Source organism: Nostocoides australiense Ben110 (assembly GCF_001050535.1).
Lineage (GTDB): Bacteria > Actinomycetota > Actinomycetes > Actinomycetales > Dermatophilaceae > Nostocoides_A > Nostocoides_A australiense.
On record NZ_HG764815.1, the window covers coordinates 992,677 to 1,007,407 of the forward strand.

At 67.9% G+C, this 14,731-nt stretch carries 15 protein-coding genes; 11 read left to right on the plus strand and 4 right to left on the minus strand.

The annotated features are described in order from the left end of the window. Window positions 1–67: 67 nt before the first annotated feature. The 10 genes from BN11_RS04755 (at window position 68) to BN11_RS26040 (ending at window position 9,409) form a co-directional block, all read left to right on the plus strand. Complete coding sequence (locus BN11_RS04755) at window positions 68–967, plus strand: Cgl0159 family (beta/alpha)8-fold protein (protein WP_048695163.1); 900 nt, start codon at window positions 68–70, stop codon at window positions 965–967. Further along, the gene (gene iolB / locus BN11_RS04760; RefSeq protein ID WP_048695165.1) at window positions 964–1,896 is read left to right on the plus strand and encodes a 5-deoxy-glucuronate isomerase; all 933 of its coding nucleotides are present in this window, start codon (window positions 964–966) and stop codon (window positions 1,894–1,896) included. The genes BN11_RS04755 and iolB overlap by 4 nt, the downstream gene beginning before the upstream one ends. A 109-nt stretch (window positions 1,897–2,005) precedes the next feature. After that, on the plus strand, window positions 2,006–3,001 hold the full coding sequence (locus BN11_RS04765; protein WP_048695169.1) for a substrate-binding domain-containing protein: 996 nt from the start codon (window positions 2,006–2,008) through the stop codon (window positions 2,999–3,001). 82 nt (window positions 3,002–3,083) lie between these two features. Then, window positions 3,084–4,046: an ABC transporter permease gene (locus BN11_RS04770; RefSeq protein WP_327152833.1), complete on the plus strand. Its 963-nt coding sequence runs from the start codon at window positions 3,084–3,086 to the stop codon at window positions 4,044–4,046. Further along, complete coding sequence (locus BN11_RS04775) at window positions 4,043–4,936, plus strand: ATP-binding cassette domain-containing protein (RefSeq protein ID WP_048695175.1); 894 nt, start codon at window positions 4,043–4,045, stop codon at window positions 4,934–4,936. Before BN11_RS04770 ends, BN11_RS04775 begins: the two co-directional genes overlap by 4 nt. An 8-nt stretch (window positions 4,937–4,944) precedes the next feature. After that, a complete protein-coding gene (locus BN11_RS04780) occupies window positions 4,945–5,976 on the plus strand; it encodes a Gfo/Idh/MocA family protein (RefSeq protein ID WP_235435362.1) in 1,032 nt (343 codons plus the stop codon). Then, on the plus strand, window positions 5,973–6,863 hold the full coding sequence (locus tag BN11_RS04785; RefSeq protein WP_048695178.1) for a sugar phosphate isomerase/epimerase family protein: 891 nt from the start codon (window positions 5,973–5,975) through the stop codon (window positions 6,861–6,863). The genes BN11_RS04780 and BN11_RS04785 overlap by 4 nt, the downstream gene beginning before the upstream one ends. Before the next feature lie 67 nt (window positions 6,864–6,930). Next, window positions 6,931–8,433 (plus strand): CoA-acylating methylmalonate-semialdehyde dehydrogenase, encoded by a 1,503-nt coding sequence (locus BN11_RS04790; RefSeq protein WP_048695182.1) that lies wholly within the window; start codon window positions 6,931–6,933, stop codon window positions 8,431–8,433. Window position 8,434: 1 nt separating this feature from the next. Continuing rightward, window positions 8,435–9,244: a TIM barrel protein gene (locus BN11_RS04795; protein WP_048695186.1), complete on the plus strand. Its 810-nt coding sequence runs from the start codon at window positions 8,435–8,437 to the stop codon at window positions 9,242–9,244. A gap of 69 nt (window positions 9,245–9,313) precedes the next feature. After that, complete coding sequence (locus tag BN11_RS26040; protein ID WP_201329215.1) at window positions 9,314–9,409, plus strand: DUF4259 domain-containing protein; 96 nt, start codon at window positions 9,314–9,316, stop codon at window positions 9,407–9,409. Here BN11_RS26040 and BN11_RS04800 read toward each other — a convergent pair. From BN11_RS04800 to BN11_RS04810, 3 genes are all read right to left on the minus strand, one after another. Beyond that, window positions 9,406–10,488: a Gfo/Idh/MocA family protein gene (locus BN11_RS04800; protein WP_048695189.1), complete on the minus strand. Its 1,083-nt coding sequence runs from the start codon at window positions 10,486–10,488 to the stop codon at window positions 9,406–9,408. The genes BN11_RS26040 and BN11_RS04800 overlap by 4 nt on opposite strands. Beyond that, window positions 10,485–11,471 (minus strand): sugar phosphate isomerase/epimerase family protein, encoded by a 987-nt coding sequence (locus BN11_RS04805; protein WP_048695191.1) that lies wholly within the window; start codon window positions 11,469–11,471, stop codon window positions 10,485–10,487. The genes BN11_RS04800 and BN11_RS04805 overlap by 4 nt, the downstream gene beginning before the upstream one ends. Before the next feature lie 88 nt (window positions 11,472–11,559). After that, a complete protein-coding gene (locus tag BN11_RS04810; protein ID WP_048695195.1) occupies window positions 11,560–12,774 on the minus strand; it encodes a Gfo/Idh/MocA family protein in 1,215 nt (404 codons plus the stop codon). 154 nt (window positions 12,775–12,928) lie between these two features. Between BN11_RS04810 and BN11_RS04815 the strand changes: the two genes are divergently transcribed. Next, complete coding sequence (locus BN11_RS04815; protein ID WP_201329216.1) at window positions 12,929–14,020, plus strand: LacI family DNA-binding transcriptional regulator; 1,092 nt, start codon at window positions 12,929–12,931, stop codon at window positions 14,018–14,020. A gap of 65 nt (window positions 14,021–14,085) precedes the next feature. Here BN11_RS04815 and BN11_RS04820 read toward each other — a convergent pair. Then, the coding region (locus BN11_RS04820; RefSeq protein ID WP_048695198.1) for an SDR family oxidoreductase at window positions 14,086–14,731 on the minus strand (646 nt) is incomplete at its 5' end.

The following is a 14,731-nucleotide window of genomic DNA, read 5'->3' on the forward strand; positions in this document are numbered from 1 at the left end:
CCCCCCCCCCCGCCATGCCCACGACCGCGGAGGTCGAGGCGGCTCTGGACGGCCGGAGGTCCGAATCATGACCGCCGCCGCCACCCCGCTGACGATGGCCGGCGTCACCGAGATCCGCGTCCGCGAACCCGAACGCATCGCCGCGGCCTGGGCGACGCGCCGCCGTCGCGAACGGGTGGGTGCCGACGGCCGGTTGCTGATCGTGGCCGCCGATCACCCCGCCCGCGGCGCCTTGGGCGTGCGCACCGACCCGCTCGCCATGGCCAGCCGCGCCGAACTGCTCGAGCGGCTCGTGAGTGCCCTGTCGCCCCCGGGGGTCGACGGTGTGCTCGGCACGCCCGATGTGCTCGACGACCTCGTGCTGATGGGCTCCCTGGAGGGCAAGCTCGCGATCGGCTCGATGAATCGCGGTGGGCTGCAAGGGGCTTGCTTCGAACTCGACGACCGCTTCACGGCCTACACGGCGGCGGCGTTGCAGCAGCGGGGTCTCGACGGCGGCAAGATGCTCACCCGCATCTCGCTCGGCAACGCCGGCACCGCGCCCACCCTCGAAGCGAGCGCTCGGGCGATCGGCGAGCTCGCGGCTTACGGCCTGATGGCGATGATCGAGCCATTCATGTCGGAGGTTCGCGACGGGCGGGTGCACAACCTGCTGGACCCCGACTCGACGATCCGCTCCATCCACATCGCCTCCGGGCTCGGCGACAGCAGCGCCCACACGTGGCTGAAGCTGCCGGTCGTCGACGACCTGGAGCGCGTGATGGAGGCAACGACCCTGCCGACGCTGCTGCTCGGCGGCGACCCGCAGGGCCGCGCCGACGAGACCTATGAGCGGTGGGCCCATGCCCTGACCATCCCGCCTGTGCGGGGTCTCGTCGTCGGTCGCGCCCTGCTCTTCCCCCCGGACGGTGACGTCGCCGCCGCCGTCGACATCGCCGCCCGACTCGTCCACCAGGAGGCCCCATGACCACCGGCACCGGCCGCGACAACGAGCGCTGGGTTTTCCCGAAAGGCGCTGCCGCCCAAGGAGATTACGCGACCGTGATCGACGCGGGTATCGACGGCTGGCAGCATACGATGCTGCGCGTCGCCGAGATCAGCGAGGGCGCGTCGGTGACCCACGACAGCGGCGTCGAAGAGACGATCGTCGTGCCGCTGAACGGCTCGGTCCGCGTCGAGGTCACGGACGAAGACGGCACCGCGCACGACATCGTGCTGGCCGGCCGGGCGCACGTCTTCGCGTCCGCGACCGATGTTGCGTATGCCGGCCGCGGCGCCGTCGTGCGCGTCACCGCCGAGGGTGGTCCCGCCCGCGTGGCCCTCACGGGGGCACCGGCGACGAAGCTCGCGGCCCCGAAACCGTTCCGCCACATCCGCGCTGACGAGGTGCCCGTCGAGATCCGTGGTGCCGGCACCTCTTCGCGGGAGGTGCGCTCCTTCGGACTGCCCGAGGTCCTCGACGCCGACTCGATCCTCGTGTGCGAGGTCATCACGCCGGCGGGCAACTGGAGCTCCTGGCCGCCGCACAAGCACGACACCGAGACCGACGAGGAGACCCAGCTCGAGGAGATCTACTACTTCGAGCTTCAGCCCACCGACCCGCGTGGCACCGATCCCGTTGGCTACCAACGAGTTTATGGGTCGAACGAGCAGCCGGAGCGGCCCATCGACGTGGTCGCCGAGGTGCGCTCCGGCGACGTCGTCCTGGTGCCCTACGGCTGGCACGGCCCCGCGATGGCTGCGCCGACGGCCGACCTCTACTACCTCAACGTCATGGCCGGCCCCGGCGCGGAACGCGCGTGGCGCATCTGCATGGACCCGGCACACGTCTGGGTGCGGGACGCCTGGTCGGACCTCCCGCCCGACCCCCGTCTCCCCTTCACAGCAGGGAGGTGACCACGCCCGCGACATCTTCTGGAGCGGCACCGACGCCGACTGCAGATCACCACCCACCGCAAGGACACCGCCTCGACGAAGCGGTGATGTTCGAAAGGTCAGTGCTCACATGATCCAACGCAAGAAGCTCGGCGTCGCCGCCGTATCACTCTCACTGATGGGCTCGCTGGTGGCGTGCTCCTCGACCGGCGGCCGGCAGGCCGTCGAGCAGAAGGTCGGTGCCGACGGCGCCAAGGCAAAGACCATGACCGTCACGATGGTGACTCACCAAGCTCCCGGTGACACCTTCTGGGACATCATCCGCAAGGGCGCTGAGCAGGCAGCCACCGACGTCGGTGTGAATCTCGAATACACCAACGACCCCGACGCGACGAAGCAGGCTCAGCTCATCCAGGCGGCCATCGACAAGAAAGTCGACGGGATCGCCGCGACCAACCCCAACACCGGAGCCATCGGCCCCGTAGTCAAGAAGGCGATCGAGGGTGGCATTGCCGTCTCGATGTTCAACGCCGGTGGCCCGGATGCCATGGACCTCGGTGTGATCGGCTACTTCGGCCAGGCCGAGACCGATGCTGGCGTGGCGGTCGGCGAGCGACTGGCCAAGGACGGCGCCAAGAACGCCATCTGCGTCATCCAGGAGCAGGGCCAACAGCAGCTGGAGGAGCGCTGCAAAGGCGTCGAGGACGGTGCCGGCGGTGCCGTGAAGGTCGCGCGGGTCTATGTCGATGGTCGCAACGACGCCGCGGTGGTGACGTCGCTGCAGGCGCAGCTGACGCAGGACAAGACGATCGACTGGGTCGTCACTCTCGGGGCACCGTTCGCTCTGGACGCTGTCAAGTCCGTCGAGGGTGCCGGGTCGGCAGCGAAGATCGGGACCTTCGACACCAACCCCGCACTCGTCGACGCGGTCAAGGGTGGCAAGGTCCAGTGGGCCATCGACCAGCAGCCCTTCCTCCAGGGCTACTTGGCCGTGACGTCGCTCTATCTGTACAAGATCAACGGCAACGTGATCGGCGGTGGCCAGCGGGTGCCGACCGGCCCGGCGTTCATCGACTCCACGAACATCGAAGCGGTAGCGAAGTTCGCTGCCAACGGGACCCGGTGATCGGCCGATGAGCACAGCATCAACCGCGACCGCCTCGGACGACAGAGTCCGGACCAGGTCCGCCGCTTCGACCTTCTTCGGCATGCCGGCTGTCGGTGCCCTTATCGGTGCTGCGGTGTTGGTTGCCCTCTTCCTCGCGGTCGCACCGGCTTTCCGGAGCGTGGGCAATATCGGCACCATCCTCTACTCGGCATCGACCATCGGGATCATGGCCGTCTTCGTGGCCCTGCTGATGATCGGTGGCGAGTTCGACCTCTCGACAGGTGTCGCGGTGACGACCGCAGGGCTTACGGCAGCCCACTCGGCGTGGTACTTCAACCTCAACGTCTGGGTCGGCGTCCTGATCTCGTTGCTCTTCGCCCTCGCGATCGGCGCCTTCAACGGCTGGCTGCTGCATGTCACGAAGCTGCCGAGCTTCCTCGTCACACTTGGCACCTATTTCGTCTTCTGGGGCGCCAACCTCGCTATGACCCGGATCGTGACCGGCGGCGTGTCCTCGAACTCGATCAGTGACATGGAGGGTTTCAATTCCGCCCACGCCGTGTTCGCATCGGAGTTCTCGATCGGTTCCGTGAACATCAAGATCCCGATCATCTACTGGATCCTGTTGACCGTCGCCGTCTCCTACTTGCTGCTGCGCACCAAGTACGGAAACTGGATCCTCGCCGCCGGTGGCGACTCCGCTGCCGCTCGAGCGGTGGGTGTTCCGGTGGTCGCGACGAAGATCGCGCTCTTCATGGGGACCGGTTTCGCAGCCTGGCTGCTGGGCATGCACACCCTCTTCGAGTACAACACCCTGCAGTCCGGCACCGGCCCCGGCTACGAGTTCATCTACATCATCGCGGCCGTCATCGGCGGGTGTCTGCTCACCGGCGGCTATGGCTCCATCGTCGGTGCATCGATCGGTGCGCTCATCTACGGCATGGCGGTGCTGGGCATCAGCTATGCCGGCTGGGATGTCGACTGGCTGCGCACCTTCCTCGGCGTCATGCTCATCGCGGCCGTCCTCATCAACAACTACGTCAGGAAGCGGGCGGACGCATGACCACGGCAACGGCGACAGGAACCCGACTTCTCGAACTCGACGAGGTCGGCAAAAGCTATGGCAACGTCCACGCACTGCGCGGCGTCAACATCAGCGTCAGTCCGGGTGAGGTCACCTGCGTCCTCGGCGACAACGGCGCGGGCAAGTCCACACTGATCAAGATCATCGCCGGGCTGCACCAGCACACCGAAGGTGTGGTGCGAATGGACGGGGAGGAGATCCGCTTCAACTCCCCGCGCGAGGCGCAGGCCAAGGGCATCGCCACGGTCTACCAGGACCTGGCCCTCGCACCCCTGATGTCGGTGTGGCGCAACTTCTTCCTCGGCAACGAGATGAAGAAGGGTTTCGGCCTCGACATCGACGCCATGAAGCGCATCTCGGGCGAGGAACTCCAGAAGATGGGGATCGTCATACCGGACCTCGACCGTCCGGTCGGCGCCCTCTCCGGCGGCCAGCGGCAGTGCATCGCCATCGCCCGCGCGATCTATTTCGGTGCCCGCGTCGTCATCCTCGACGAGCCGACGGCGGCCCTCGGTGTCAAGCAGTCCGGCGTCGTGCTGAAGTACGTCACCAAGATGCGCGACAGCGGTCTCGGCGTCATCTTCATCACCCACAACCCGCACCACGCCTACATGGTCGGCAACCACTTCGTCATCCTCAAGCTGGGCCGGTTGGTCCTCGACGCCCACCGCGACGAGATCACCCTCGACCAGCTCACGGCGGAGATGGCCGGTGGCCAGGAACTCGCCGAGCTCAGCCACGAGCTGCGTGCGAGCGAGGCCGACGGCACCGCGGACGCTGCGGCGGCCGACGCAGTCGAGGCCGAGGTCGACCACTCGCTCTTCCAGCGTGGGCACGGTGCGACATCTGTCGAAGAGCACAAGGAGTAGGAACCACCGTGGCTGAGAACGAACTGCGCGTCGGAGTGATCGGTGTCGGCATGATGGGCGCCGACCACGCCGACCGTCTCGTCCACCGCGTCGCCGGAGCCCGGCTCGTGGCCGTGTCGGATCCCGACACGGCCCGAGCCGCGGCCCTGGCCGGGCGGTATGACGGGGTGCGCTCGGTCGACGATCCGCTGGCGCTCGTCGCCGACGACGAGGTGGATGCGGTGGTCATCGCCTCCCCCGGCTTCGTCCACGAGGAGCAAGTCCTCGCGTGCATCGCGGCGGGCAAATATGTCCTGTGTGAGAAGCCGCTGACGATGGACAGCGAGTCGTCCCTGCGGGTGCTGCGCGCCGAGCGCGAGGCCGGCAAGGAACTCATCCAGGTCGGCTTCATGCGCCGCTTCGACCCGCAGTATGCGCAGCTGCAGCAGCTGCTCGCGTCCGGCGATCTGGGCCGAACGCTGTTGTTGCACAACACGCACCGGAACAAATCGGTTCCCAACCCCGAGTTCCGCTCGGAGATGATCGTGCGCGACTCGCTGGTCCACGAGGTCGACGTCGCGCGCTTCATGTTCGGCCAGGAGATCACCACCATCCAGGTGCTCTCCCCTGCGCCGACGAGCCACGCCTGCGAAGGCGTCGTCGACCCGCAGGTCGCGCTCTTCACCATGGCGGGCGGTGGCGTCGTGTCCAACGAGGTCTTCGTCAACTGCCAGGTCGGGTATGAGGTGCGCTGCGAGGCGGTCTCGGAGCGCGGCACGGCCATCGCGGGCCGGCCGCAGTCGGGCCTCTACACCACACGGGTCGGTGAGCCGGCCGGATCCTGGGGCGGCACAGTGGACCCGGACTTCATTGCTCGCTTCGGCCTCGCCTATGACTTGGAGTTCCAGGCTTGGGTCGATGCCACCCGCCGCGGCGAGGTGGTGGGCGCCACCTCGTGGGACGGCTATGCCTCCACCGCCGTGTGCGAGGCCGGTATGCAGTCGCTCGCCTCCGGTCAGCCGGTGGCGGTCACCCTCGTGGACAAGGAGACGCTGACGTGAAGATCGCCCTCGACCCCTACATGTTCCGTGAGGTCACCACCCTGGAGTCGCTCCCGGGGGTCGTCGCCGACCTCGGTTACGAGTGGATCGAACTGTCGCCCCGTGAGGATTTCACGCCCTTCTTCACGCACCCGCGCGTGAACGACTCCGGCGCGAAGGCCTTCCGAAAAGCGTTGCAGGGGGCCGGGGTCGGCGTCTCGTCGGTGCTGCCCCTCTACACGTGGTCGGGCCCGGACGAGGACGCCCGGCAGGCAGCCGTGCGCTATTGGAAGCGCGCGATCCAGCTGACGTCGCTGCTCGGGGTGGACACGATGAACTCGGAGTTCAACGGCAACCCGCGGCAGGCGGACGTCTGCGAGGCGCAGTTCTGGCGCTCGATGGAGGAGTTGCTGCCCGTCTTCGAGAAGGAGGGGATCCGGCTCGTGCTCGAGCCGCACCCCGACGACTTCGAAGAGGACGGCAAGCGGGCCATCGACCTGATCCGCGCGCTCAACAGCGACAACGTCTCCTTCCTCTATTGCACGCCGCACACCTTCCATCAGGGCAACGACGTCGACGGCATCCTCGACAAGGCCGGCGACCTGACGACCATGTGCCACCTCGCCGACGCCTACGACCACACGGCATCCTCCGGCCTGCGCTATATCGTCAACCCGCCTGGCTCCCAGGTCACGGTCCACCAGCACCTCGACATGGGACAAGGGGAAGTCGACTTCGGTCGCTTCTTCGCCGCGCTGGAGCGCAACGGCTTCGACGGCATACTCACCGCGTGTGTCTTCGCATGGGAGGACCGCGCCGAGGAGTCCAGCCGATTCATGAAGCGGGCGATCGAGGAGCACTTGAGCGCCTGGGCGAGCCCACCCAAACTGGAGTCACCCACCGCGTGACCTGACCGCATACCGAATGCGGTGTATGTTAGTATGTAACAACATTTGAGCAGCCGGAGGAGCAACCATGAGCACGCCCACTCGCATCACCCACCTGATCAACGGCGCGGCCTGGGAGGGCACCGCCGAGCGAACCTCCCCCGTCTACAACCCGGCCACCGGCGCCCAGACCGGCGTCCTGGACCTCGCCTCGACGGACCTCGTCGACGAGATCGTGCGGGGTGCGAAGGCCGCCTGGCAGAACGAATGGCAGAACGCCAGCTTGACCAAGCGCACGCAGGTGCTCTTCACGTTCCGTGAACTGCTCAACGCCAAGAAGGAGGAGATCGGCGCAATCATCACGTCGGAGCATGGCAAGGTGCTCTCCGACGCGGTGGGCGAAGTGACGCGCGGCCTCGAGGTCGCGGAGTTCGCGTGCGGCATCCCGCAGCTGCTCAAGGGCGGCTTCTCCGAGAACGTCTCGACCCGGGTCGACGTCTACTCGATCCGCCAGAGCCTCGGCGTCGTCGCGGTGATCAGTCCCTTCAACTTCCCGGCGATGGTGCCGCTGTGGTTCGTGCCCATCGCCATCGCCTGCGGCAACGCGGTCGTCATCAAGCCGTCCGAGAAGGACCCCTCAGCGGTGAATGCCGTTGCGGCACTGTGGAAAGAGGCCGGCCTGCCCGACGGCGTGCTCAACGTCGTGCACGGCGACAAGGAGGCGGTCGACGCGCTCCTGACCCACCCCGACGTCAAGGCCGTCTCCTTCGTCGGCTCCACGCCGATCGCCAAGTATGTCTACGAGACCGGCACCGCCCACGGCAAGCGCGTGCAGGCCCTCGGCGGCGCGAAGAACCACATGCTGGTTCTCCCCGACGCTGACCTCGACCTGGCCGCCGACGCCGCCGTCAACGCCGGCTTCGGCTCCGCGGGCGAGCGGTGCATGGCCATCTCCGCCCTGCTCGCCGTCGAACCGATCGCCGACGATCTGATCTCCAAGATCACCGACCGGATGGGCAAGCTCGTCACGGGCGACGGCACCCGCGGCAGCGACATGGGTCCGCTCGTGACGCGCGAGCACGCCGACAAGGTCACGTCCTATCTCGACAAGGGCGTCGACGCGGGAGCGACGCTCGTCGTGGACGGGCGCGAGGGAGACGTCGACGCCGACGGCGAGGGTTTCTTCCTCAAGCCGACGCTCTTCGACAATGTCACGCCCGGTATGCCGGTCTACGACGACGAGATCTTCGGCCCGGTGCTGTCCGTGGTGCGCGTGCAGTCCTACGACGAGGGACTGAAGCTGATCAACGACAACCCCTACGGCAACGGCACGGCGATCTTCACCAATGACGGCGGCGCCGCCCGTCGCTTCCAAAACGAGGTCGAGGTCGGCATGGTGGGCATCAACGTGCCGATCCCCGTGCCGATGGCCTACTTCTCCTTCGGCGGCTGGAAGAACAGCCTCTTCGGCGACACCCACGCCCACGGCATGGAAGGCGTGCACTTCTTCACCCGCGGCAAGGTCGTCACCTCCCGCTGGCTCGACCCGAGCCACGGCGGCCTGAACCTCGGTTTCCCGCAGAACACCTGACATGGCCCCGGCCGGATCGTTCACGCTGGCGGCGAGCAGCGAGATGCTCTATCGCGATCTGCCTGTGGCAGAGCGCATTCGACGCATTCACGAGGCCGGCTTCGCCGTCGAGATCTGGGACTGGCGGGGCCACGACATCGACGCGCTGGAGGCCCTCCACGACGAGGGCGTCACCTTCACGTCGATGACCGGCTACACGACCGGCACCCTGGGCGATGCTGATGGTGCTGACGAACTGCTGCGCACGGCGGCCGAGTCGATCCCGGTCGCCAAGCGCATCGGTGCGTGGGGGCTCAACCTGCACGGCACGGGTCTCGACGACAAGGGCCTGCCCGTCAAGGCATTGGCGCCCGGCGAGGTGGCGAGCGAGCAGATGTGGGCGACCGCGCGGCATACCCTCCAGCGCATCGCCGACCTCGGCGAGCGGGAGGGCGTCACCTTCCTCCTGGAGAACCTCAACCTGGTCGTCGACCACCCGGGCACGCCCTTCGCGCGCGCCGAGGACACCCTCGCCCTGGTGAGCGGCATCGACAGCCCGAGCCTGAAGCTCAACCTGGACCTCTATCACGCGCAGATCGGCGAGGGGAACCTGATCGAACTGTGCCGGGCCGCCCTGCCGTGGATCGGTGAGATCCAGGTCGCGGACGTCCCCGGCCGCTGCGAGCCGGGCACCGGCGAGATCAACTACAGCGGGGTCGCCCGCGCGTTGCGCGAGATGGGGTATGCCGGTGTGGTCGGCCTGGAAGCCTTCGCCTCCGGTGACTCCGACCTCGCCCTCCAGCGCTTCCGCGAGGCCTTCACGGTCACCTGACTCTCGAGGTGGCGTGGGGATGAGGACTGATCGCCCTGTCGCCCAAGGCCATCGGCGAGAGTGATCGCCGTGAGCGCGTGGCAGACAGGCCCCTTCGACAATGACGCTGCCGCCGATTGGTGCGGTGACCTCGACGACAGCGAGGACACTTCGTGGGGTGACTAGGGAGTTATGCTCTCACGCACCGGGAGGCCGGCCGCGACATACGCGGAGTCGACGAGGGACATATTGCGCACGGCGAACTCGGCGTCGGTGACGACAGGGGCGCCGGAGCGCACCGCTGCCGCGAACGCCTCCAGTTGGTAGGTGTAGCTCGACCGGTTGCCCAGGTGCTCGACGACGTCACCGTCGCGTTCACTGGTCAGGTCGGCGGCTTCGTCGGGAAGGCGTCGGGAGCGGGGCGCTGCAGCCGTATGCCGCAGGATGAGCCGGTCGTCCTCGTGCGGTAAGGGGAAGCTCGGCACGACGATCTCGCCTTCGCTGCCGGTGACCACAAGGGTGAACGACCAGTCCTTGGCATCCATATCGGAGCCGCCGGAACCCTTTGCCCCCGAGGGGAACTCGCCAGCGACGAAGAGGTGGGAGTCGACGCCGGGATGACCCTCGCGCTCGGCGGCTTCGGCCGTGTTGATCGTGAACGAGCCGCCGCAGAACTGCTCGCCGAGGAGGGCGAGGCAGGAGAGGGAGTAACAGCCGAGGTCCATCATCGAGCCGCCGGCCAGGTCCATTCGCCAGCGGGGGTCGTCGGCGCCGGGGTCGGGCATGAGCAGCGGCACGTCGATATGCCGGACCTCACCGATGGCGCCCTGCCCGATGAGCTCGCACGTTCGCTGGAAGAGCGGGTGATAGGGGAAGTGGAACGCCTCCATGAACACCACCCCGGCGGCCCGCACGGCGTCGGCCACGTCGCGCGCCTCGGCCGCGTTGGCGGCCGACGGCTTCTCGGCCAGGACGTGCTTGCCGGCCGCCGCGATGCGCGCATTCCACGGAGCGTGCAGCCCGTTGGCGAGCGGGTTGTACACGGCTTCGACCTCAGGGTCGGCGAGCAGCGCGTCATACGACTCCACGACGCGCTCGACGCCATGGGCGGCGGCGAAGTCGGCTGCGCGAGAACGATCCCGCGCAGCCACCGCCACCAGGCGCGCGCCCGTCGCCTGCGCCGGGCTGACGATCGACAGCGGCGCGATCCGGGCGGCACCGAGCAGACCGATGCGCAGCGGCTCGACCTCGGGGAGGACCGTCACAGGCCTTGCTCCGCGGCAAGCATGTTCCTGGCGGCATACTCCAGGCCCTCGAGCTGACCGAGCTCGGCGTCCTCGTGCTCGATATTGCAGGGCAGATCCGGGTCGATCTCCTGCAGCGCGCGCAGGAACTCGGTCCAGAAGGCGACGTCATGGCCCTTGCCGATGGCGACGAAGTCCCAGGAGGAGTTGCTCGGCCAGCCCGAGAGGGTGGTGCCGCCGCCGAGCGGGAGGTAGCCCGGCTCACCCTCGGCGACGCGGGTGAAGCGATCGTCGAGGACGCCGTTGATCTTGGCGGCCTCGTTGATGCGGGTGTCCTTGGCGGCCGAGCAATAGACGAGCGAGCCCAGATCCTTCAGCGCGAGAACGGGATCGATGCCCTGCCAGAAGAGGTGGCTCGGGTCCATCTCGGCACCGACGTGCGTGGCGTTGATCTCTTCGGCGAGGCGGTGCATCGTCGCGGGGTTGTAGACGACATTGCCCGGGTGCATCTCGATGGCGACTTTGACGTCGGCGTCCGCAGCGCGGGCCTGGATGTCCTTCCAGAAGGGGACGGCGACCTCCCACTGGTAGTCGCGCACGTCGAGCAGCGGGCTCCACCAGGGCAACACATTCCACGCCATGTGCTGGCCGCCGGCCTCGGCGGCCGGGGCACCGGACATGGTCACCAGGCGCTTCACGCCGAGCAGGGACGCCAGCTCGATGGAGTCGACGAGGTCCTGGGCGTGGGAGAAGCCGGCGGTCGGGAAGAGCGGATTGCCGTTGCAGTTCAACGCCGTCAGGGTCAGGCCGCGGGATTCGAACTCCCCGAGGTAGGCCTGGCGGGCGTCCTCGCTGGCCTTCAACTCCTCGACGGGCAGGTGGATCGGCGGGAGGAAGCCGCCGGAGTTGATCTCGACGCTGTTGAGGCCGAGGCCTTTGATGACGTCGAGGGCCTCACCGAGGGACTTGTTGCCGAGGCACGCGTTGTAGACACCGATGTACATGACTTGCTCCTTGGGGCTCTTCGTGGGCTATCGATGCGACTGTGGTCCCCGCGAAGTACCGCAGCGCAGCGAGGACACTTGGTGGGGGTCAGTGGTGGGAAGGGAGTTCGACGGTGGCGCCGCCGGCGGCGGCGGAGGAGATGACGGCGTTGATGATCTCGAGGTCGCGCAGCCCGTCGGCGAAGCTCGCGACGGGAGGCAGGCCGCCCTCGATGCCGGCGACCTGCTCGAGGAAGGCGCGGGCCTGGAAACCGAAGAGGTCACCCACGCCATAGGACACCCCGGGGAAGTCCATCGGCACGCCACCCTTGAGGTAGGGGTGGGCCGGCCCGACGAGGACCTGGTTGTAGCCGTTGTATGCCGCGAGCGCGTCGTCGGATTCGTTGAGCACCACGGAGAATTCGGCGGGCCGGTCCATGTCCCATTTCGCCGCGCCGTGCTGGGCGAAGACGTCGAACGCCATCGAGTTGGCGTGCCCGGGGGCGATGCGCGAGATGGAGAAGGTGCCGACAGCCCCATTGGCGAAGGTCGCCGTGAAGGTCGCAACGTCGTCGTTCTCGACGGCCTTCTTCTCCTCCGTCAGCTCGGCGCGGGAGTGACCGTATGTCGTGCCCTTGGCGACGAAACGCTCCTTGACCAGCGTGGTGAAGGAGGCGCCGGAGACGTGGGTCATCGGCCCGCAGACGAATTCGGCGAGGTCGATCAGGTGGGAGCCGATGTCGTTGAGCGCGCCCGTGCCCGGGCCGCCCTGGTAACGCCAGGCCATCGGCGTCAGGGGGCTGTTGGCGTAGTCGCACCAGTAGCGGCCGTTGAAGTGGGACACCTCCCCGAGACGCTGCCCGACGAGGTTCTTGATCGCGGCCACGGCCGGCTGGCGGCGATAGACGAAGGCGGTGCCGGTGACCAGGTCCGGGTGCGCTGCCGCTGCATCGGCCATGGCGCGGGCGTTCTCGATCGTGTCGGCGAGCGGCTTCTCGGACAGCACGTGCTTGCCGGCGTCGAGGAGGGCCTCGGCGATCTCGCGGTGGAGGGCGTTGGCGACGACGATGCTCACGACGTGGACGCTGTCGTCGGTCAGGAGCTCGCGCCAGTCGGTGCCGCTGCGCTCGAAGCCATAGCGGGTGGCCGCGTCGGCCGCGACCGCCGCGTCGGCGTCGATGACCGCGACATAGCGAAGAGGTGGCAGCGGTGGGTCGAACAGCGTTGGGGCGCTGCGGTATCCGGCGCAGTGTGCCCGGCCGGCCATGCCGGCGCCGATCACGGCGACACCGATCGGCCCGGTGTTCGAGGTAGAGGTCGTCATTGTTGCCTACCCTTCGCGGAGTGCGATATAAAACGCTTTAAACCAACTGTGCTCCTCCCACGTCATGCCTGTCAAGGGCAAGCGGGCATAAGCTTGCAAAGCGCTTGAAGCGAAGAGCCGTGAGGAGGCAGCGGTGCGCGCTCGAATAGCCGATGTGGCGTCTCGGTCGGGCGTGTCCACGGCGACGGTGTCGCTCGTTCTGCGTGATCAGCCGGGACCGAGCGACGCGACGCGCGAGCGGGTGCGGGCGGCCGCAGCGGAGTTGGGCTATCGACCCGATCGCACGGCGAGTCTGCTGGCTCGCCGCCGCAGTCACCTGCTCGGTGTCCTGCTCGACGTGACCAGTCCCTTTCACGCGGAGTTGGTCGGCACCCTCGACGCGGCCGCGGAACGACACGGCTTCGATCTCGTGCTCAGCTCGGTGACGCAACGACGCGACGAAGGCCAGGCGGTGGAGACCCTCCTGGACTTCCGGTGCGAGGGGCTGATCCTCATCGGCCCGCACATGAACCGCCGGCAGCTGGATGCCATCGGCGAGCGCGTGCCGGCGCTCGTGCTGGGGCGCCCCGGAACGGACCATGTGCCCGGGGTGCGGGCGGCGGATGATCTCGGCCTGGCGGCCGCCGTGGATCACCTCGCCGACCTCGGGCATCGGCGCATCGTCTATGTCGACGGCCCGAAGGGCAGTGTGGCGACGGCCCGGCGACGCGGCTATCAACGGGCGATGACCCGGCGTGGCCTGGGCGGCGAGATCCACGTCGTCGTGGGCGATCACACCGAGGCGGGGGGTATCGCAGCGGCGGCAGAACTACTCCGCCCGCCGGCAGCCGAGCGCCCGACGGCTGCGGTCTGTTTCAACGACCGGTGCGCATTGGGGTTGCGCGACAGTCTGATCCGTGCCCACATCGCCGTGCCCGGTCAGGTGTCCATCGTCGGCTATGACGACAGCCCGCCCGCTCGGCTGGCCACGGTGGAACTGACCAGTGTCAGCCAGAACCCGGCAGCGCTCGCGGACGCGACGGTCGCCCTCCTGGCCGAGCGGCTCGACGGCGGTGGGGTTGAGGGCCACGGAGTCGAGGGACACGGAGTCGAGCGGCACAGAGTTGAGGGGCACAGAGTTGAGGGGCACACAGTTGAGGGGCACACAGTCGAGGGACGACAGCCGAAGGGGCGGGGGCGGCATACCGCCGACGTCGTCGTCCCACCCGCGCTGGTCGTGCGCGGGTCGACCGCGCCACCGCCCTGAACGCGCACTGTCTGAACCGCGCACTGTCTGAACCACGCACGCCGTCTGAACCGGCGCGGGCTGGCTCAGTCGTGGGCGCCGGGAATGGTCTGATCCCAATCGATCACTGAGCCGGTGACGACCCCGCTGCGATCGGACAGCAGGAAGACGACGAACTCGGCGATCTCGTCGACCTGACCGAGCTTGCCCATCGGCAGGGTCGCATTGGCCTGCTCGACCCAGTCGTCACCGGCGCCGTGGAACTCGCGCTGGATGGCGTCCTCACCCTCCGTCTGCGTCCACCCGATGTTGATGCCGTTGATGCGGATCTTGTCCCAGCGGTGGGCGTATGCCGCGTTCTTCGTCAGCCCGATCAAGCCGGCTTTGGAGGCGGAGTACGGCGTCAAGAACGGCTGGCCACCGTGAGCGGACATCGTGATGATGTTGACGATCGTGCCCGGCGCGCCGCGGCCGACCATGTCGGCCACCGCCGCCTGCATGGTGAAGAAGGGCCCGCGCAGGTTGATGGCGATGTGCTGGTCGAAGAGTTCTGGTGTGGTCTCGAGCAGGCTTCCCCGAGTCGTGATGCCGGCCGCGTTGACCAGGCAGTCGATGCGCCCGAACCGCGAAATCGTCTGGGCCACCATCGCTTTCGCGTCGTCAGTGGAGGCGACATCACCTTCGACGAAGAGCGCCGCAGCCCCCAGCGCCTCCAGCCTGGCAGCCACCGCC